Below are 17,708 nucleotides of genomic sequence, written 5' to 3' on the forward strand. Positions count from 1 at the left end.
CGCCGCGCGGGCCCTTGCCCGGCGCAGATACAGTTGACGGGCTTGGGAGAACCACGATGACCGAGGTCGCCAGCGACGAGCGTCCGCTCGTGTTCGAGGATTTGGTACGCTGGTTCGACCAGGGGTCGAAGCCGGCGTCAGCTTGGCGCGTGGGCGCCGAGCACGAGAAATTCGTCTTCCGGCTGGGCACGCACGAGCCGGTCCCGTACGAGCCGAACGGCATCAAGGCCCTGCTCGACGGCCTGACCCGCTATGGCTGGGCGCCGATCCACGAAGGCGAGAACGTCATCGCCCTGCAGCGCGGCATGGCCAACGTCAGCCTTGAACCCGGCGGTCAGTTCGAGCTCTCCGGCGCGCCGCTGGAGACCATCCACGACATCTGCGAGGAGACCGGCGCCCACCTGCAGGAGGTGAAGGTCGTCGCCGACGAGCTGGGCATCGGCTTCCTGGGCCTGGGCTACACCCCGGTCTGGCGACGCGACCAGGTGCCGGTGATGCCCAAGGGCCGCTACAAGATCATGCGCGAGTACATGCCCAAGGTCGGCTCCATGGGCCTGGACATGATGTTCCGCACCTGCACGGTGCAGGCCAACCTCGACTTCGGCTCCGAGGCCGACATGGTGGCGAAGTTCCGCACCAGCCTGGCCCTGCAGCCGATCGCCACCGCCCTGTTCGCCAATTCGCCGTTCATCGAGGGCAAGCCGTCGGGATTCGTCTCGGCGCGGGCCAACGTCTGGACCGACACCGACAACGACCGCACCGGCATGCTGGACTTCGTCTTCCAGGACGGCTTCGGCTTCGCCACCTACGCCAACTACGCGCTCGACGTGCCGATGTATTTCGTCAAGCGCGGGGACCGCTACATCGACGTGGCGGGCCGCTCCTTCCGTGACTTCATGGAGGGCAAGCTGCCCGAGCTGCCGGGCCAGCGCCCGACCCTGAAGGACTGGGCCGACCACACCACCACCATCTTCCCCGAGGTGCGGCTGAAGCAGTACCTGGAGATGCGCGGCGCCGACTCCGGCCCCTGGAGCCGCCTGTGCGCCCTGCCGGCCCTGTGGACCGGCGTGCTCTACGACAGCGCCGCGCTGGCCGCCGCCTGGGACCTCTGCAAGGACTGGAAGATCGACGACCACGAGCGCCTGCGCGCCGACGTCGCCCGCATCGGCCTGAAGGCGCAGATCGCCGGGCGCAGCGTGCAGGACGTGGCCAAGGACATGGTCGCCATCGCCCGCGAGGGCCTGAAGCGCCGCAACCGCCTGTCCGGCGGCCTGGTGGACGAGAGCGGCTACCTCGGCGAGCTGCAGGAGATCGCCGACAGCGGCGTCACCCCGGCCGAGCGCCTGCTGGAGCTCTACAACGGCCCTTGGGCCGGCGACGCCAGCAAGGTGTTCGAGGCCTTCGCCTACTGATCGTCGGGAGCCGCGCGCCATGGCTGACGTCCGCACGTCGCAGGTCATCAAGGCTTCGCCCGAGGCGCTCTACCGGGCCTTCATGGACCCGGCGGTGCTGGTCGAGTGGCTGCCGCCCGCGCAGATGACCGGCGTGATCCACGCCTTCGACGCCCGGGTCGGCGGCGGATACCGGATGTCGCTCTACTATCCGCCGGACGAGCGCACCTTCCGCGGCAAGACCGCCGAGCGCGAGGACCGGGTCGACGTCCGGTTCGTGGACCTCGTCCCGCCGCGCCGGATCGTCGAGGCGGTGACCTTCGACAGCCCCGATCCGGCCTTCGCGGGCGAAATGACCCTCGTGGTGACGTTCGACGACGCGCCCGGCGGGACCGAGGTCAGCTTCGTGGCCTCGAACCTGCCGCCGGGCGTCCGGCCGCAGGACCACGACGACGGCGCGCGGCTGTCGCTGGCGCAGCTGGCCCGCCGCTTCGAATGAGCCGTCGCGGGCCGGGCGCGATCGCCTAGCGCAGCCCGCCCTCTTCGGCCGGGACCTCGACGTTCGGGGTCCAGTGGGGGCCCTGGCTGGTGCCGTCGCCGGCGTCGGTGTGCTGGACGACCTCGTCGATCTCGGCGCGGGCGGCCAGGTCCTCGTCGTGGCGCGGGTTCACCGCGGCGTCGTCGACGTCATAGACCTCCACCTGGTCGGCGTAGAAGGCCAGGCGCGCGGTGATCGGGTCCATGGATTCGAACGGCTCCTCGTAGGTCCAGACCGCGTTCTCCGCGATCTTGCCGTCCATCACGAGGGTGTAGTAGGCGGCGTCGCCCTTGTAGGGGCAGTGGGTCGTGCGGTCCGTGCGGGCCATGTACTCCATGGCCACGTCCTCACGCGGGAAATAGACCACCGGCGGATAGTTCGCCTCCTGCAGGATAAGGGCGTCGTTGGTGTCGGCGATGACGTGGCCGTTGAAGAACGCCCGCCAGCGCTTCTTCGCCGTCTTGAGGGTGATCGGGTGGTCCGGGCCGGGGATCAGCATGGCGTGGGTCTCCTCCGCTGATCTGAACGCATCAGGCTCCGCCCAGGCTCCAGGCTTGTCCAGCGCCGGATTGGCGCGGGGGCGCCGCATTGCTTGTGCTTGGCCTCTGCGCGTGATTTTCTCCCCGCAAATGGGCGAGGTCGGGCGAAACCCTCCCTCCAGGCCGCAAACAAGGCCGCAGATCTGGTCAGGGAACGGAACCGCCGCGCATGAACCTCATCGTCCTCATCGGCCTTGTCGTGACGCTGGCCACCGGCCTGCCGGTGCTGCTGCAGCTGCGGAAGAACCACCCGCGTGGGCTGGTCATCGTGTTCTTCGCCGAGATGTGGGAGCGATTCTCCTACTACGGCATGCGCGGGATCCTGATCTTCTACCTGACCCAGCACCTGCTGTTCGACGACAAGACCGCGAACTCCCAGTACGGCTCCTACACCTCGCTGGTCTACCTCCTGCCCCTGCTAGGCGGGGTGATCGCCGACCGCTGGCTCGGCACCCGCAAGGCGGTGATCTTCGGGGCGCTGCTGTTGACCTGCGGCCACCTGACCATGGCCTACGAGGGCCAGCCCGCGCAGCAGACGCTGGTCTATGCGGGCCACAGCTACCCGGTGGCCGCCGAAGGCCGCATGGACGCCCGCAAGGTCGAGCTGATGGTGGCGGGAAAGCCCTATGAGTTCGGTCCGGCCAAGACCGGCGGCCTGGAGATCAAGAGCCTGCCGCCCGGCGCGCCGCTCCCGTCGGTATTGGCGGAGGGCTCCTACAAGATGCAGAAGACCCAGGACCAGACCGGCGTGAACGCCTTCTACCTGGCGATCTCGCTGATCATCATGGGCGTCGGCTTCCTGAAGCCCAACATGTCGACCATCGTCGGCCAGCTCTATCCGCAGGGCGACCCGCGGCGGGATTCCGGCTTCACCCTCTATTACTACGGCATCAACCTGGGCTCGTTCTGGGCGGCCGTGCTCTGCGGCCTGCTGGGCCAGACGCTGGGTTGGTGGGCCGGGTTCGGGCTGGCGGGGATCGGCATGGCGGCCGGCCTGGTGGTCTTCGTGCTCGGCCGCAAGCACCTGCTGGGCAAGGGCGAGCCGCCGAACCCGGAGCTGTTGCGCCGGCCGGTGGCCGGTCCCATCAGCCGCGAGTGGCTGATCTACGGCTTCGGCCTGCTCGGCGTCGCGCCGGTCTGGCTCCTGGTGCAGCACAACGAGATCGTCGGGGCGGCCCTGGTGGTCTCGATCCTGGTCTGCCTGCTGGCGATCCTCTCGATCATCGCGGTGGTCTGCAAGACCTGGGCGGAGCGCCAGCGGATGATGCTGGCGGTGGTGCTGATCGTCGGGGCGGTGATCTTCTGGACCCTGTTCGAGCAGGCCGGCACCTCGCTCAACCTGTTCGCCGCGCGCAACGTCGACCTGATGGGCGTGCAGGCGGCCCAGACCCAGTCGTTCAATCCGGGCTTCATCCTGATCTTCGCCCCGATCTTCGCGGCCGCCTGGGCGTGGCTGGCCAGCAAGGGCCGCGACCCCAACCCGACCCTGAAGTTCGGGCTGGGCCTGGTGCAGGTGGGGCTGGGCTTCATGGTGGTGGTCTGGGGCGCGGGCATGACCGATTCCGCCTACCGCGAGCCGCTGTTCCTGCTGGGCCTGCTCTACCTGCTGCACACCACCGGCGAGCTGTTCCTGTCGCCGGTCGGCATGTCGGAGATCACCAAGCTCTCCATGCCGGCGGTGGTCTCCTTCATGATGGCCGTCTGGTTCCTGGCCTCGTCGATCGCCCAGTACGTCGGCGGCATCATCGCGGGCCTGGCCGGTACGGAGACGGTGGGCGGCGAGGTGCTCGATCCCGCCGCCTCTCTGCACGCCTCGCTGAAGGTGTTCCAGCAGCTCGGCCTCTGGGGCATGGGGATCGGGGTCGGCTTCATCGTGCTCAGCATCTTCGTGAAGGGCTGGGCGCACGGGGTGAACGATCCGCGCAACCACCCGATGCCGGAGCCGATCGCCCCCACCGTCGACGGCGAGCGCCAGGCGGTCAGCCCGGCGACGCTGCGGGCCGACCGGCCGACCTAGGCGCCGAAGGTCTTGCGCACGCGGACGTAGTACATCCGGCCGAACTGGACGTCGCGGTCGTCGACGTAGTCGTACGGCCGGACGCCGCGCGGGCCGTCGTAGACGTAGCGGGTGTTGCGGAAGCCGCGGGCGGTGACGTTGCCGAGCTCGAGCCGCACGGAGAGGTCCTTGCGCGGCTTCCATTCGGCGAACGGCACGACGTAGGTCTTCAGCTTGCGGATCTCGACCTGGTCGGTGTGGTAGCGGGTCTCGCGCCAGGCCCCGAAGGCGTCGACCCCCCAGTTGACGCGCCACTGCGGCAGGTCGTGGGTGAAATGGGCTTCCCATTCCAGCGGCCGCAGCGCCGAGATCTCCCGCTTGCGATGCGTGGTCGGATCGGTGACGTCGCTCCGCCGCCAGGTGGCTTCGCCGCGCAGCTGCGCGCCCTTCAGGAGCTTGTCGAGCGGCAGGGTGAGGCTGGCGACCAGCTCGTCCTTGGTCCCGTCGCCGACATTGTCCCGGCGCTCGAAGACGTCGGCGCCGACGAACACCGGCGCGTAGTCGATGGTGTCGGTGAGCGCGGAGTGGCGCAGGGTGAGCACCGCCGCCCCGCCCTTCCAGAACCGCTGCTCGACCGCGGCCTCGCTGACCCAGGCCTGCTCGGGATTGAGGTTGGGATTGCCGGCCACCACCTGGCCCTTGTTCAGCGAGGCGGAGGCGACGAAGTCGTCGAAGTTGAGCTGGCCCACCACCCGCTCGAACCGGGCGCGGAGCTGGGTGGACGGCGTCGCGTCCCAGGTCACCGCCACCCGCGGCTTGGTGAAATAGAGCGTCTTCTCCAGCGCCACGTCTCCGGAGGAGGAGATCTTCGAGCCCTCCTCGCGCACGGCCCCTTCGACGGTGAGCGCGGCGAGCGGACGCCAGACCGCCTTCACGAAGCCCTCGCCGCGGGTCTCCTTCACCTGCACGTCGGCCGCGGGCAGGTCGACCGGCACGCCGCCCTCGGCGAAGCCGGTGTTGGAATCCAGCTGGTTGAAGGCGCCTTCGCCGCCCAGCTCCCACGACAGCCGCTCCGACTGGCGGAACTTCAGCACGGCGCGGGCGATGCTCTCGGAACTGCGGCGGCGAAGCTGGAAGTCCGACAGCTCGCCAGGATGCTGGTCGAACAGCTCCTGGAAGGTCTGGTCCTTGGTCTGGCGCAGCCCGATGGCTTCCAGGTTGGTCCGCGCCCCGAAGTCGCGGGTCCAGCGGACGCCGACCTCGCTGTCCACCTCGTCGTCGCTGTCGTGGGTGGTGACGACCTGGCCGGCCGGGAGGGTGAAGGCGTTGATCTCGCGGTAGTCGTAATAGTTGGCGTACAGCCGGCCGTTGAGCCGCAGGCGGCCGCCGAACAGCGGCGTCTCGTAGGCGCCTGTGGCGGTGTGCTGCAGGGCGTCGCCCTTGGCCTTGATCTGCGAGCGGGCGAGCAGGTTTCCGGCGTGGTCGATCCTCACCTCCGGGCCGGGGCCGGAGCCGTCGTCGACGCCGCGGCCGGAGCGCAGGCCGAACTCCCATGCCCGGCCGTCGGAGCCGCCGGAACCCTCCAGCCGGACGCTGGGCACGAGCCGGCCGTCGTCCTGAACGTAGTTGAGCGCCGCCGCCGCCAGGCCGCGGAAGCCGCCGCCGTCCTTCAGGACGACATTGGCCAGCACCGACTTGCCCTGCATGTCGATGCCCGGCGCGCCGCCGCGGATCACGTCGATGCGGGCGACCTGGGAGGCCGGGATGCGCTGCAGGATGGCGTCGAGGGCGTCGCTCTTGGAGACCGGGCGGCGGCCATCGATCAGGGCGTTGCCGGCCGCGCCCTCGAACCCGCGGACCGTGTCGCCGATGTCGAGGTTGAACCCTGGCAGGCGCTGGACCATCTCGAAGGCGTTGGCCGAACCGGCCGCGGCGAAGAACTCGGGTCCATAGCTGATGACGCCTTGCCGGGCGGGGCCGGCGGCCGGGGCCATGGGAAGCGTGGCGATGGGCGCAGGCGCGGCGGCCAGCGCCGCCTGCGCCAGGACAAGTAACAAGGTCATATAACGCGGCTCTCCTGGCGGGCAGGTGAGCCGTCGGCCATGTTCCAGGCCAGTTAAATGCCCGTAAGGTGGATTAAATCGCCGAAAGGTTGCCGGCGATCATCCACGATCACCTGGGACTACAGGCTGGTGCCGCCGACCGTCAGGCCGGTGATCTTCAGCGACGGCTGGCCGACGCCGACCGGCACGCTCTGGCCGGACTTGCCGCAGACCCCGATGCCGGGGTCGAAGCCGAAGTCGTCGCCGATCATCGTCACCCGCGTCAGCGCCGAGGGACCGTCGCCGATCAGGGTCGCGCCCTTCACCGGGGTGGTCACCTTGCCGTCCTCGATCAGGTAGGCCTCGGTGCACTGGAAGACGAACTTGCCGTTGGTGATGTCCACCTGGCCGCCGCCGAAGTTGGCGCAGTAGAGGCCGCGCTTGGTCGACGCGATCATCTCCTCGCGCGGGGTGTCGCCGCCGAGCATGCCGGTGTTGGTCATCCGCGGCATCGGCATGTGGGCGTAGGACTGCCGGCGGCCGTTGCCGGTGGCCTGCTGGCCCATCAGCCGCGCGCTCATCCGGTCGTGCATGTAGCCCACCAGCACCCCGTCCTCGATGAGGATGGTGCGCTCGGTCGGGGTGCCCTCGTCGTCCACCGTGAGCGAGCCGCGACGGCCGAGCAGCGAGCCGTCGTCGAAGACGGTGACGCCGGGCGCGGCCACCCGCTGGCCGATCTTGCCGGAGAAGGCCGAGGTGCCCTTGCGGTTGAAGTCGCCTTCCAGCCCGTGGCCCACGGCCTCGTGCAGCAGGACGCCGTTCCAGCCGGGGCCGAGCACCACGTCCATCTCGCCGGCCGGGCAGGGCACGGCCTCCAGGTTGACCAAGGCCTGGCGCAGGGCCTCGTCGACCGCGCCCTGCCAGTTGGCCTCGGTGATCCAGGTCTCGAAGCCGGCGCGGCCCCCGGAGCCGGTGTAGCCGTTCTCCCGCCGGCCCTCGCGCTCGACGGTGACCTGCACATTAATACGTGCGAGCGGGCGGACGTCGCGGATCAGCCGGCCGTCGGCGCGCAGGATCTCCACCGTGCGCTGCTCGCCGGCCAGCGAGGCCATCACCTGGACCACCCGCGGATCGCGGGCCCGCGCCCAGGCGTCGATCTCCTGCAGCAGCGCCACCTTGTCGGAGAAGCCGGGGGAGGCGAGCGGATTGTCCTCGCCATAGAGCCGCGCGTTGGTCGGGCGCGGGCCCTCGGCGGAGACGCCGGCGTAGCCGCGCCGGGCAAGCGCCGCGGAGTCGCCGGCCCGCCGGATCGCGGCCTCGGAGATCTCGCTGGCGTGGGCGTAGCCGGCGGTCTCGCCCGCCACCACCCGCAGGCCGAAGCCCTCGGTGGCGTCATAGGCCGCCGATTTCAGCCGGCCGTCGTCGAACAGGAAGGACTCGCTTTCCGAGCGTTCCACGAACAGCTCGCCGTCGTCGGCGCCGCCAATCGCCTCGCCGAGGATCTCGCGGGCGCGGTTCGGGTCGACGCCGGCGGCGTCCAGGATCGAGGGAGCGGGGGAATGAGCGTTCATGCGGGGAAGATAGGGACGCCATGCGCCCGCGTCATCCGCCGAAGTCTCCCCGGCCCAGGCCTGCTCCCTGCGACCGGAAGGCGCGGGCCGATTCCTCCGGACGCGGATTCTTCCGAACGAGGGTCGGCGACCGGACTGCACGGAAGGCTCGCCCGGCTTGTTTTTCCCGCGCCGGAGCCTCTCCTGCGGCCCACCGGCCACTCCCCATTGCAAGCGCCTTGGCAAGCCCTGGGGATGCGCGTATGCACGCGCGCTGAGGGGCCGGGCCGACGCGAAAGCGCCTGTCTTGGCTACTTTCAGTCGGCGGGGGCGATCGTCAGTTTCGCGAGACGCGGCCGGCCAACCAGACCGAGGGGACATGAAGTCGAGGTTTCAGGGGATGCGGGCGCTGGCGACCGGTGTCGCCGCGGGCGCGATGACGGCGTTCTTGGGGGGCGCGGCCCTCGCCGAGGATCTGGTGGGGCAGCCCACGCCGGGCGCGATCGACTTGCAGCCGGGGGTCACTCCCCTGCGGCACGACGCGATCTTCTTCCACAACATGATCCTGATGCCGATCATCACGGCGATCACGCTGTTCGTGGCGGCGCTCCTGATCTGGTGCATCGTGCGCTACAACAAGCGTGCGAACCCGGTTCCGGCGCGCTGGAGCCATAACACCGTGGTCGAGGTGGTCTGGACGCTCGTCCCGGTCCTCATCCTGGTGTTCATCTCGATCTTCTCGTTCAAGCTGCTGTTCGCCTACCACGACATGCCCAAGCCCTACATGACGGTGAAGGCGACGGGCTATCAGTGGTACTGGGGCTACGAGCTCCCCGACCAGAAGATCCCGGAGTTCGTCTCCAACATCCTTCCCGAGGACCAGGCCAAGGCCAAGGGCGTGCCCTACCGCCTGGCGGCGACCGAGCCGCTGGTGGTGCCGGTGAACAAGGTGGTCCGCGTGCTGGTCACCGGCGCCGACGTGATCCACGCCTTCGCCGTGCCCTCCTTCGGCATCATCACCGACGCCGTCCCCGGCCGGGTCAACGAGACCTGGTTCAAGGTCGAGAAGGTCGGCACCTACTACGGCCAGTGCCGCGAACTGTGCGGCGTCGACCACGCCTTCATGCCGATCGAAGTGCGGGTGGTGACCCAGCCGGAGTTCGACGCCTGGGTGGCTTCCAAGGGCGGCGGCAAGCCCGCGCCCACGCCGACCACGCTGAGCGCCGCCGCCACGCCCGCCGGCGCCCCGAACGCCGCGGCCGCCGGCCAGCCCGCCGCCGCCACGGCCCCGGAAAACCCCGCGGCGCCCGCTGCGGCGTCGACCGCCAAGCCGGCGGCTCCCGCCGCGACCACCACTCAGCCAGCGCCCCAGGCGCCGGCCGCGCACTGATCTTAGGACAAGCGTAAGATGGCCTACGCCGCTCACGATCACGACAGCCACGACCACAAGCCCAGCTTCTTCGTCCGCTGGCTGTTCTCCACCAACCACAAGGACATCGGCACCCTCTACCTGCTGTTCGCCATCATGGCGGGCCTGGTGGGCGGGGCGCTCTCCGGCCTGATCCGCTGGGAGCTCGCCGAGCCGGGCATTCAGATCTTCCAGCCCCACAGCCTGGTGGCGCAGCTGGGCCTGATCGAAGGCTCCAAGCACGGCTATAACGCCGTGGTCACCGCCCACGCCCTGATCATGATCTTCTTCATGGTCATGCCGGCGATGATCGGCGGGTTCGGCAACTGGTTCGTGCCGCTGATGATCGGCGCGCCGGACATGGCCTTCCCGCGGATGAACAACATCTCGTTCTGGCTGCTGGTCGCCTCCTGGGTGATGCTGCTCACCTCGATGACGGTGGACGGCGGACCGGGCCGCGGCTTCGGCGGCGGCTGGACGATGTATCCGCCGCTATCCACCTCGGGCCACGCCGGCCCGGCCATGGACTGCGCGATCCTCGCCCTCCACCTGGCCGGCGCCAGCTCCATCCTGGGCGCCATCAACTTCATTACCACGATCTTCAACATGCGCGCGCCGGGCATGACCCTGCACCGCATGCCGCTGTTCGTCTGGTCGATCCTAGTGACCGTGTTCCTGCTGCTGCTGTCGCTGCCCGTGCTGGCCGGCGCCATCACCATGCTGCTGACCGACCGCAACTTCCACACCCACTTCTTCGACGCGGCGGGCGGCGGCGACCCGGTCATGTACCAGCACCTGTTCTGGTTCTTCGGCCACCCCGAGGTCTACATCCTGATCCTGCCCGGGTTCGGCATGATCAGCCACATCGTCTCCACCTTCTCGCGCAAGCCGGTGTTCGGTTACCTGGCCATGGCCTACGCGATGGTGGCGATCGGCTTCATCGGCTTCCTGGTGTGGGCCCACCACATGTACACCGTGGGCATGAACATCAATCTGCGCGCCTACTTCGTGGCCGCGACGATGGTCATCGCGGTGCCGACCGGCGTGAAGGTGTTCTCCTGGATCGCCACGATGTGGGGCGGCTCCATCGACTTCAAGACGCCCATGCTGTGGGCGATGGGCTTCATCTTCCTGTTCACGGTCGGCGGCGTCACCGGCGTGGTGCTCGCCAACGCCGGCGTCGACTACAGCCTGCACGACACCTATTACGTGGTGGCCCACTTCCACTACGTGCTGAGCCTCGGGGCGGTGTTCGCGATCTTCGCGGGCTTCTACTACTGGTTCGAGAAGATCTTCGGCGTGAAGTATCGGGAATGGCTGGGCGTCGCCCACTTCTGGATCACCTTCGTCGGCGTGAACACGATCTTCTTCCCGCAGCACTTCCTCGGTCTGCAGGGCATGCCGCGCCGCTACGTCGACTATCCGGAGGCCTTCACCTTCTGGAACAAGGTCTCCTCGATCGGCTACGTGATCACCCTGGTGGGCGTCGGCGTCTTCCTGCTGATGCTGCTCGACGCGATGGTCTTCCGCCGCAAGGGCGAAGCCAATCCGTGGGGCGAAGGCGCCACGACGCTGGAGTGGACCCTGTCCTCGCCGCCGCCGTTCCACCAGTTCAACGAACTGCCGGTGGTCAAGTCCGACATCCACTAAGGACGGCGACCCCCGATCCAACGCGAAGAGGGGCGCGCGCCGGAGACGGCCCGCGCCCTTCGACCATTTCAGAGTATTGTCCATGGCCATGTCTCCGGCCCTCGCCACATCCCACGCACCGGCCCGCTGGCAGGACTACCTGCAGCTCCTGAAGCCGCGCGTCATGTCGCTGGTGGTGTTCACGGGACTGACGGGCCTGATCTGCGCGGGCCGGCCGATCAACCCGTTCCTGGGCGCGGTGGCCATCCTGTGCATCGCGGTCGGGGCCGGCGCCTCGGGCGCGCTCAACATGTGGTACGACGCCGACATCGACGCCAAGATGCGCCGCACCCGCGGCCGGCCGGTGCCGGCGGGCCGGGTGCAGGGGGCCGACGCCCTGGCGCTGGGCGTGGTGCTGTCGATGTTCTCCGTGATGCTGATGGGCATGGCGGTGAACTGGCTGGCGGCGGGCCTGCTGACCTTCACCATCCTCTTCTACGCCGTGGTCTACACGGTGTGGCTGAAGCGCTCGACGGCGCAGAACATCGTCATCGGCGGCCTGGCCGGAGCGCTGCCGCCGGTGATCGGCTGGGCGGCGGCCGCGGGGACCACCCCGCTGAACGCCTGGCTGCTCTGCGCGATCATCTTCATGTGGACCCCGCCGCACTTCTGGGCGCTGTCGCTCTATACCAGCGAGGACTACGCCAAGGCCGGGGTGCCGATGATGCCGGTGGTGGCGGGCGCGGCCTCCACCCGCAAGCAGATCCTGATCTACAGCCTGCTGTTCGTGCCGCTGTGCCTGGTCCCGGCCTTCACCGGCCTGGGCGGGATCGCCTACCTGGCGGTGTCGGGCCTGGGCGGCCTGGTCTTCCTGCTGCTGGCCTGGCGGCTGTTCCGCAGCCGCGCCGGCGAGAGCGGCGGCCAGCGCAACGACGACGGCCTCTATGACGTGCGCGCCGGCGCCAAGGACGCGCGCAACCTGTTCGCCTTCTCGATCCTCTATCTCACCCTGTTGTTCGCCACCCTCCTGGTGGAGCACGTGGCCCACCTTCCCGCCCTGGAGCTTATCCGATGAGCGATCCTGCCCGGGAGACCGAGGCCGAACTGAAGGCCAGGCGCGGCCGCAACATCGCCCTGGCGCTCGGCCTCGTGCTCTTCGTCATCCTGATCTTCGTGGTCACCCTTGTGAGGCTTGGCGGCAATGTCGCGCAGCAACCGTTCTGAACGCCCGCCCCTGAGCCCTGAGATGCGCCGCAACCGCAACGTGGCGGTGATCTGCGGGGTCGTGTTCTTCGGGATGATCGGGGCGGCCTACGCCTCGGTGCCGCTCTACAAGGCGTTCTGCCAGGTGACCGGCTACGACGGCACCGTCAGCCGCGCCCAGATCGCGCCGGACAAGGTGCTCGACCAGGCCATCACCATCCGCTTCGACGCCAACCTGCGCGACCTGCCGTGGGACTTCACCGCCGAGCAGACCTCGCAGGTCGCCAAGATCGGCGAGACCAAGCTGGCGGTGTTCAAGGTGACCAACAATTCCGACAAGCCGGTCACCGGCCGGGCGGTGTTCAACGTGGTCCCGGAGCAGGCCGGCGCCTACTTCCGCAAGCTGCAGTGCTTCTGCTTCTCCGACCAGACCATCGGGGCCCGCCAGACGGTGGAAATGCCGGTGCTCTACTTCGTCGATCCGAAGTATGCGACCGACTACGAGACCAAGGGACAGAAGGAGGTGACGCTGTCGTACACCTTCTATCCGGCGGTCGATTCCAAGCCTCCGGCGCAGCAAGCGAAAGCTTCGCCGCCAAAGGCCGTTTCCGCCCTTGGCGGATCGACCGCCGCAGGGCTATAGCGTCACGCGAACCGGCTTGCGCCCAGGGACGAGTCCCCGGGCCGGCCGCTTTGGATTTTTAGGGGTTACGACCGAAATGGCCCAAGACGGCGTCAAGCACGACTACCACCTGGTGAATCCGAGCCCGTGGCCGCTGGTCGGCTCGATCTCGGCCACGGTGATGGCCCTGGGCGGCGTAACCTGGCTGAAGGGCATGTTCGGCATGCCCGCGCACACCTGGTGGCTGTTCGCCGCCGGCCTCGCGGGCGTGCTCTACACCATGTTCGGCTGGTGGCGGGACGTGGTGAAGGAAGCCAACGAGGGCGACCACACCCCGGTCGTGGCCATCGGCCTGCGCTACGGGATGATCCTGTTCATCGCCTCGGAGGTGATGTTCTTCGTCGCGTGGTTCTGGATCTTCTTCGAGATGGCCCTGTTCCACCACCACCGGACGCTGTCGTCGATTGACGAGGTGCGGACCGCCTGGGCCAGCTGGCCGCCGCACGGCGTCGAGACGGTGCCGGCCTGGAACCTGCCGCTGGTCAACACCCTGACCCTGCTGCTCTCCGGCACCACCGTTACCTGGGCGCACCACGCGCTGCAGACCGGCGACCGCAAGGGCGCCAAGATCGGCCTGGCGCTCACCATCCTGCTCGGCGTGATGTTCACCTCGATCCAGGCGTTCGAGTACCACCACATCCTCGAGCACAAGTACTTCTTCTCCACCGAGGCGGCGAACTCCGGGCTCTATGGCTCGTCCTTCTTCATGGCCACGGGCTTCCACGGCTTCCACGTGCTGATCGGGACCATCTTCCTGGCCGTCTGCCTGATCCGGCTGCTGAACGGCGCCTTCACGCCGACCAAGCACTTCGGCTTCGAGGCCGCGGCCTGGTACTGGCACTTCGTCGACGTGGTGTGGCTGTTCCTGTTCGCCTTCATCTACGTGATCTTCGGAATGCCCGGGCACTGACGATGGCGGCGCCCAGCCCGCTCCTGTCGGGGTTGCGCGGGCGCTGTCCCAACTGCGGGGAGGGCCACCTGTTCGAGGGTTTCCTCAGGGTGTCCCCCCGCTGCGAGGCCTGCGGCTTCGACCTGGCCAAGGCCGACTCCGGCGACGGGCCGGCGGTGTTCGTGATCCTGATCGGCGGCTTCCTGGTGGCGTTCGGCGCCCTGTTCACCGAGTTCACCCTGCATCCGCCGGTCTGGGTCACCCTGGCGATCTGGCTGCCGCTGACGCTCGTCGTCTGCCTGGGCCTGCTGCGGCCCTTCAAGGGCGCGATGCTGGCGGCGCAGTTCATGAACAAGGCCTCAGAAGCCCGCAATGACTGACGCCTGGGAGCCTCAGCTCCCGCCCCGCGAGCGTGCGCCGGAGGGGCCGCGCGGCTTCCCGGTCGGCATGACCGTCGCCACCGCCATCGCGCTGGCCATCCTGATCGCGCTCGGCGCCTGGCAGCTCCAGCGCCTGAAGTGGAAGGAAGGCCTGCTGGCGCACATCGCCGCCCTGCAGTCGGCGACCGCCCAGCCGCTCGGGCCCGTGCTCGACGCCCTGGCCAAGGGCCGCGACGTGGAGTTCACCCGCGTCCGCCTGACCTGCCCGGGCCTGGCGAGCGCGCCCTACCTGGAGATGTACGGGCTGAAGGACGGCCAAGCAGGGTCCAGGCTGGTCTCCGCCTGCGAGGTGGCCGGCGCCGCCTACCGCACCATCCTGGTGGACCGCGGCTTCATGATCGACACCGTCTCGGCCCGCCCGCCGGTCGACCCCGCCGCCCGCGCGCCCGTCGAGCTGGTGGGCGTGCTGCGCGAGCCGGACCGCGCCACCTTCGTCACACCCGCGAACCGGCCCGAGGCCAACCGCTGGTTCTCCCGCGATATCGCCGCCATGGCCCGCGCCCTGAAGGCCCCGCAGCCGGCGCCGATCTTCCTCTATGCGGAGACCTCGTCGAACCCGGACCTCAAGGCGCTGCAGCCCGCGCCCCTGCCGGCGGAGATCCCCAACCGGCATCTGGAATACGCCCTGACCTGGTTCGGCCTTGCCGCCGCCCTGGTCGGCGTCTATGTCGCCGTCCTCCTGAGAAGGCGGAAGGTCTGATGCGCTACGTCTCGACCCGTGGGCAGGCGCCCTCTGTGGGCTTTGTGGATGCGGTGCTGGCGGGCCTGGCCCCCGACGGCGGCCTCTACGTGCCCGAGGCCTGGCCGCAGTTTTCCCGCGCCCAGATCGCAGGCTTCGCCGGCCGGCCGTACCACGAGGTCGCCGCCGCGGTGATCGGCGCCTTCGCCGGCGACGAGATCGCGCCCGCGGTGCTGCTGGAGATGTGCGAGGAGGCCTACGCCACCTTCAACCATCCAGCCGTCGTGCCGCTGGTGCAGATCGCGCCGGACGCCTTCCTGGCCGAGCTCTTCCACGGTCCGAGCCTCGCCTTCAAGGACGTGGCCATGCAGATCCTGGCGCGGCTCTACGACCACGTGCTGGCCGCCCAGAAGCGCACCCAGACCATCCTGTGCGCCACCTCCGGCGACACCGGCGGCGCGGCGGTCGAGGCCTTCCGCGGCCGCAAGAACGTCAAGGTGGTCGCGCTCTTCCCGGAGGGGCGGATCAGCGAGGTGCAGCGGCGGTTCATGACCACCGCCGCCGATCCCAACGTCGCGTGCGTCGCCGTGCAGGGCACCTTCGACGACTGCCAGGCGATCGTGAAGCAGGCCTTCCAGGACCAGAGCCTGCGCCAGGCGGTGGACCTCTCCGGCGTCAACTCGATCAACTTCGCCCGCATCGCGGCCCAGGCGGTCTACTACTTCACCAGCGCCGTGGCGCTGGGCGCGCCGGAGCGGACGGTGAGCTTCTGCGTGCCGTCGGGCAATTTCGGCGACGCCTTCGCCGGCTACGTCGCCAGCCGCATGGGCCTGCCGATCGCGCGGATCGTGGTCGCCACCAACTCCAACGACATCCTGGCTCACGCCTTCGAGGACGGCCGCTATGCCCGCGGCTCGGTCACCCCGACCATCTCGCCGGCCATGGACATCCAGTCGGCCTCGAATTTCGAGCGGCTCTATTTCGAGGCCGTGCACCGCGATCCGGTCGAGACCGCCCGCGCCTTCGCCGCCTTCGCCGAAGTGGGCGTCATCGACATCCCGCCGCAGGCCTTCGCCGCCATGCGGGCGCTGTTCCGCGGCGTGGGGATCGGCGAGGACGAGACCCTGCGGGCCATCGTCGCCACCCTCAACGAGACCGGCGAGCTGATCGACCCGCACACCGCTGTGGCCGTGGCCGCCCTGCGCCGGGTCGGCGACCTGGAGGGGCCGGTGGTGGTCCTGTCCACCGCCCACGCCGCCAAGTTCCCCGAGGACGTGGCCCGGGCCTCGGGCGTGACGCCGGAGCTGCCGCGCGGCGCGGCCAATCTCGCCGCGCTGGCCGAGCGTTTCGACCGCCTGCCGGCCGAGCCGGAAACCATCAAGGCCTATGTCCGCGCTTTCGCCGAGGCCTGAGGCCGCTCCGCCTCGCGTGCACACCCTCGCCAACGGCGTGCGGGTGGTCTGCGATCCGATGCCCGGCCTGCAGACGGTGGCGCTGTCGGTGGTCGCCGGCCACGGCGCGCGCTTCGAGGACGAGGCGCGGTCCGGCTGGTCGCACCTGCTCGAGCACATGGTGTTCAAGGGCGCCGGCGGCCGCTCCGCCCGCGAGATCGTCGAGGTCATCGAGGCCGAGGGCGGCAACATCAACGCCGCCACCGGCTATGAGCGCACCAGCTTCCAGGTCCGCGCGCTGAAGGATGGACTGGACCTCGGCTCGGCGGTGCTCGCCGACCTGGTGCAGCGGCCGCACATGGACGCCGACGACCTGGCCCGCGAGAAGCAGGTGGTCGCCCAGGAGATCGCCGAGGCCGCCGACGCCCCGGACGACCTGGTGTTCGAGCTGGCCCAGGGCGCGGCCTACGACGGCCAGCCGCTCGGCCGGCCGATCCTGGGGACGCCGGAGACCATCGGCCGCGCCGACCCCGACACCCTCAACGCCTGGCGCGCCGCCCTCTACGACCCGCAGGCGCTGGTGGTCAGCGCCGCCGGCGCCGTGGACGAGGACGAGGTGCTGCGGCTGGCGGAACGCGACTACGGCCACGCCGCGCCGGGCCCGGCGCTGACCACCGCCGACGCGGCGGTCTTCGTGGGCGGCGAGCGGCCCACCGCCAAGCGGCTGGAGCAGGCCAACCTGGTGCTGCTGCTGCCGGCCGTCGGGGTCCGCGACCCGGACTATTTCGCCCTGCGCCTGCTGGCCGAGATCCTCGGCGGCGGCATGGCCTCGCGGCTGTTCCAGGAAGCCCGCGAGAAGCGCGGCCTGGCCTACGCCATCGACGCCTATTCCGAGACCTACGCCGACGCCGGCGTGCTGGGGGTGTTCGCCGGCTGCGCGGCCGTCGACGCCGAGCAGCTCGCCCAGGTGGCGGCCGGCGAGATCGCCGGCATGACCAAGCCGGTGGACGACGCCGAACTGGCCCGCGCCAAGGCGCAGCTGAAGGGCTCGATGTTCATGGGCCGCGAGTCGGCGCTGGCCCGGGCCGAGCAGGCCGCCGGCCAGGTGCTGCTGTTCGGCCGCACGCTCGATCCGCAGGAGGTGGCCGCGGACGTCGACATCGTGTCCGCCGCCGATCTCGTGCGTCTCACCGAGCGCATCCTCGACACCCGGCGCGCCGCCGTCGCCGTGCTCGGCCCCAAGCCGTCCCTGAAAGCCGCCCCGGCCTTCGAGCGGGCGCTGTTCGGCTAGCCTCATCGCGTCCTTCTCCCCTTGTGGGAGAAGGTGGCCC

16 protein-coding genes are annotated in these 17,708 nt (G+C 69.6%); 13 read left to right on the forward strand and 3 right to left on the reverse strand.

The window, feature by feature from the left end; all coding sequences use genetic code 11:
* Positions 1–56: 56 nt before the first annotated feature.
* Both DJ021_RS09570 and DJ021_RS09575 read left to right on the forward strand, forming a co-directional pair.
* Positions 57–1,412 (forward strand): glutamate--cysteine ligase, encoded by a 1,356-nt coding sequence (locus DJ021_RS09570; RefSeq protein WP_111457327.1) that lies wholly within the window; start codon positions 57–59, stop codon positions 1,410–1,412.
* A gap of 19 nt (positions 1,413–1,431) precedes the next feature.
* Positions 1,432–1,890, forward strand: coding sequence for an SRPBCC domain-containing protein (locus tag DJ021_RS09575; protein ID WP_111457328.1), 459 nt, complete (start codon positions 1,432–1,434; stop codon positions 1,888–1,890).
* A gap of 25 nt (positions 1,891–1,915) precedes the next feature.
* On the opposite strand, the gene DJ021_RS09580 is transcribed toward DJ021_RS09575, so the two are convergent.
* A complete protein-coding gene (locus DJ021_RS09580) occupies positions 1,916–2,428 on the reverse strand; it encodes a DUF427 domain-containing protein (protein ID WP_111457329.1) in 513 nt (170 codons plus the stop codon).
* 209 nt (positions 2,429–2,637) lie between these two features.
* Between DJ021_RS09580 and DJ021_RS09585 the strand changes: the two genes are divergently transcribed.
* Positions 2,638–4,485 (forward strand): peptide MFS transporter, encoded by a 1,848-nt coding sequence (locus DJ021_RS09585; RefSeq protein ID WP_111457330.1) that lies wholly within the window; start codon positions 2,638–2,640, stop codon positions 4,483–4,485.
* Here the strand turns inward: DJ021_RS09585 and DJ021_RS09590 are convergent.
* Both DJ021_RS09590 and tldD read right to left on the reverse strand, forming a co-directional pair.
* Positions 4,482–6,527, reverse strand: coding sequence for a TonB-dependent receptor plug domain-containing protein (locus DJ021_RS09590; protein ID WP_111457331.1), 2,046 nt, complete (start codon positions 6,525–6,527; stop codon positions 4,482–4,484). The genes DJ021_RS09585 and DJ021_RS09590 overlap by 4 nt on opposite strands.
* Before the next feature lie 119 nt (positions 6,528–6,646).
* Positions 6,647–8,077, reverse strand: coding sequence for a metalloprotease TldD (gene tldD, locus DJ021_RS09595; RefSeq protein WP_111457332.1), 1,431 nt, complete (start codon positions 8,075–8,077; stop codon positions 6,647–6,649).
* 358 nt (positions 8,078–8,435) lie between these two features.
* Here tldD and coxB point away from each other — a divergent pair, with 358 nt between their 5' ends.
* The 10 genes from coxB to DJ021_RS09640 all read left to right on the forward strand — a co-directional run bounded on the left by coxB (position 8,436) and on the right by DJ021_RS09640 (position 17,668).
* On the forward strand, positions 8,436–9,446 hold the full coding sequence (gene coxB / locus DJ021_RS09600) for a cytochrome c oxidase subunit II (protein WP_111457333.1): 1,011 nt from the start codon (positions 8,436–8,438) through the stop codon (positions 9,444–9,446).
* An 18-nt stretch (positions 9,447–9,464) separates the two neighbouring features.
* Positions 9,465–11,114, forward strand: a complete 1,650-nt coding sequence (ctaD, locus tag DJ021_RS09605) for a cytochrome c oxidase subunit I (protein WP_111457334.1) — start codon at positions 9,465–9,467, stop codon at positions 11,112–11,114.
* Positions 11,115–11,196: 82 nt separating this feature from the next.
* Positions 11,197–12,168 carry a heme o synthase gene (gene cyoE, locus DJ021_RS09610; protein WP_111459046.1) on the forward strand — a complete coding sequence of 324 codons (972 nt, stop codon included), beginning with the start codon at positions 11,197–11,199 and terminating at the stop codon, positions 12,166–12,168.
* On the forward strand, positions 12,165–12,317 hold the full coding sequence (locus tag DJ021_RS18875) for a hypothetical protein (protein ID WP_165837168.1): 153 nt from the start codon (positions 12,165–12,167) through the stop codon (positions 12,315–12,317). The genes cyoE and DJ021_RS18875 overlap by 4 nt, the downstream gene beginning before the upstream one ends.
* A gap of 22 nt (positions 12,318–12,339) precedes the next feature.
* Positions 12,340–12,939 (forward strand): cytochrome c oxidase assembly protein, encoded by a 600-nt coding sequence (locus DJ021_RS09615; RefSeq protein ID WP_243625945.1) that lies wholly within the window; start codon positions 12,340–12,342, stop codon positions 12,937–12,939.
* Positions 12,940–13,015: 76 nt separating this feature from the next.
* Positions 13,016–13,888 carry a cytochrome c oxidase subunit 3 gene (locus DJ021_RS09620; protein WP_111457336.1) on the forward strand — a complete coding sequence of 291 codons (873 nt, stop codon included), beginning with the start codon at positions 13,016–13,018 and terminating at the stop codon, positions 13,886–13,888.
* A 2-nt stretch (positions 13,889–13,890) separates the two neighbouring features.
* Positions 13,891–14,247, forward strand: a complete 357-nt coding sequence (locus DJ021_RS09625) for a DUF983 domain-containing protein (RefSeq protein WP_111457337.1) — start codon at positions 13,891–13,893, stop codon at positions 14,245–14,247.
* Positions 14,240–15,007 (forward strand): SURF1 family protein, encoded by a 768-nt coding sequence (locus tag DJ021_RS09630; RefSeq protein ID WP_111457338.1) that lies wholly within the window; start codon positions 14,240–14,242, stop codon positions 15,005–15,007. The genes DJ021_RS09625 and DJ021_RS09630 overlap by 8 nt, the downstream gene beginning before the upstream one ends.
* Positions 15,007–16,398: a threonine synthase gene (gene thrC / locus DJ021_RS09635; RefSeq protein ID WP_111457339.1), complete on the forward strand. Its 1,392-nt coding sequence runs from the start codon at positions 15,007–15,009 to the stop codon at positions 16,396–16,398. The genes DJ021_RS09630 and thrC overlap by 1 nt, the downstream gene beginning before the upstream one ends.
* The gene (locus DJ021_RS09640; RefSeq protein ID WP_111457340.1) at positions 16,373–17,668 is read left to right on the forward strand and encodes a M16 family metallopeptidase; all 1,296 of its coding nucleotides are present in this window, start codon (positions 16,373–16,375) and stop codon (positions 17,666–17,668) included. The genes thrC and DJ021_RS09640 overlap by 26 nt, the downstream gene beginning before the upstream one ends.
* The last annotated feature ends 40 nt before the right edge of the window (positions 17,669–17,708 follow it).

This window comes from Phenylobacterium hankyongense (assembly GCF_003254505.1).
GTDB lineage: Bacteria > Pseudomonadota > Alphaproteobacteria > Caulobacterales > Caulobacteraceae > Phenylobacterium > Phenylobacterium hankyongense.

What these genes read in the sequence shown, in the direction of transcription:
- DJ021_RS09570 (WP_111457327.1), top strand. Translation starts at nt 57, where the DNA reads ATGACCGAGGTCGCCAGCGACGAGCGTCCGCTCGTGTTCGAGGATTTG.
- DJ021_RS09575 (WP_111457328.1), top strand. Translation starts at nt 1,432, where the DNA reads ATGGCTGACGTCCGCACGTCGCAGGTCATCAAGGCTTCGCCCGAGGCG.
- DJ021_RS09580 (WP_111457329.1), bottom strand. Translation starts at nt 2,428, where the DNA reads ATGCTGATCCCCGGCCCGGACCACCCGATCACCCTCAAGACGGCGAAG.
- DJ021_RS09585 (WP_111457330.1), top strand. Translation starts at nt 2,638, where the DNA reads ATGAACCTCATCGTCCTCATCGGCCTTGTCGTGACGCTGGCCACCGGC.
- DJ021_RS09590 (WP_111457331.1), bottom strand. Translation starts at nt 6,527, where the DNA reads ATGACCTTGTTACTTGTCCTGGCGCAGGCGGCGCTGGCCGCCGCGCCT.
- tldD (WP_111457332.1), bottom strand. Translation starts at nt 8,077, where the DNA reads ATGAACGCTCATTCCCCCGCTCCCTCGATCCTGGACGCCGCCGGCGTC.
- coxB (WP_111457333.1), top strand. Translation starts at nt 8,436, where the DNA reads ATGAAGTCGAGGTTTCAGGGGATGCGGGCGCTGGCGACCGGTGTCGCC.
- ctaD (WP_111457334.1), top strand. Translation starts at nt 9,465, where the DNA reads ATGGCCTACGCCGCTCACGATCACGACAGCCACGACCACAAGCCCAGC.
- cyoE (WP_111459046.1), top strand. Translation starts at nt 11,197, where the DNA reads ATGGCCATGTCTCCGGCCCTCGCCACATCCCACGCACCGGCCCGCTGG.
- DJ021_RS18875 (WP_165837168.1), top strand. Translation starts at nt 12,165, where the DNA reads ATGAGCGATCCTGCCCGGGAGACCGAGGCCGAACTGAAGGCCAGGCGC.
- DJ021_RS09615 (WP_243625945.1), top strand. Translation starts at nt 12,340, where the DNA reads ATGCGCCGCAACCGCAACGTGGCGGTGATCTGCGGGGTCGTGTTCTTC.
- DJ021_RS09620 (WP_111457336.1), top strand. Translation starts at nt 13,016, where the DNA reads ATGGCCCAAGACGGCGTCAAGCACGACTACCACCTGGTGAATCCGAGC.
- DJ021_RS09625 (WP_111457337.1), top strand. Translation starts at nt 13,891, where the DNA reads ATGGCGGCGCCCAGCCCGCTCCTGTCGGGGTTGCGCGGGCGCTGTCCC.
- DJ021_RS09630 (WP_111457338.1), top strand. Translation starts at nt 14,240, where the DNA reads ATGACTGACGCCTGGGAGCCTCAGCTCCCGCCCCGCGAGCGTGCGCCG.
- thrC (WP_111457339.1), top strand. Translation starts at nt 15,007, where the DNA reads ATGCGCTACGTCTCGACCCGTGGGCAGGCGCCCTCTGTGGGCTTTGTG.
- DJ021_RS09640 (WP_111457340.1), top strand. Translation starts at nt 16,373, where the DNA reads ATGTCCGCGCTTTCGCCGAGGCCTGAGGCCGCTCCGCCTCGCGTGCAC.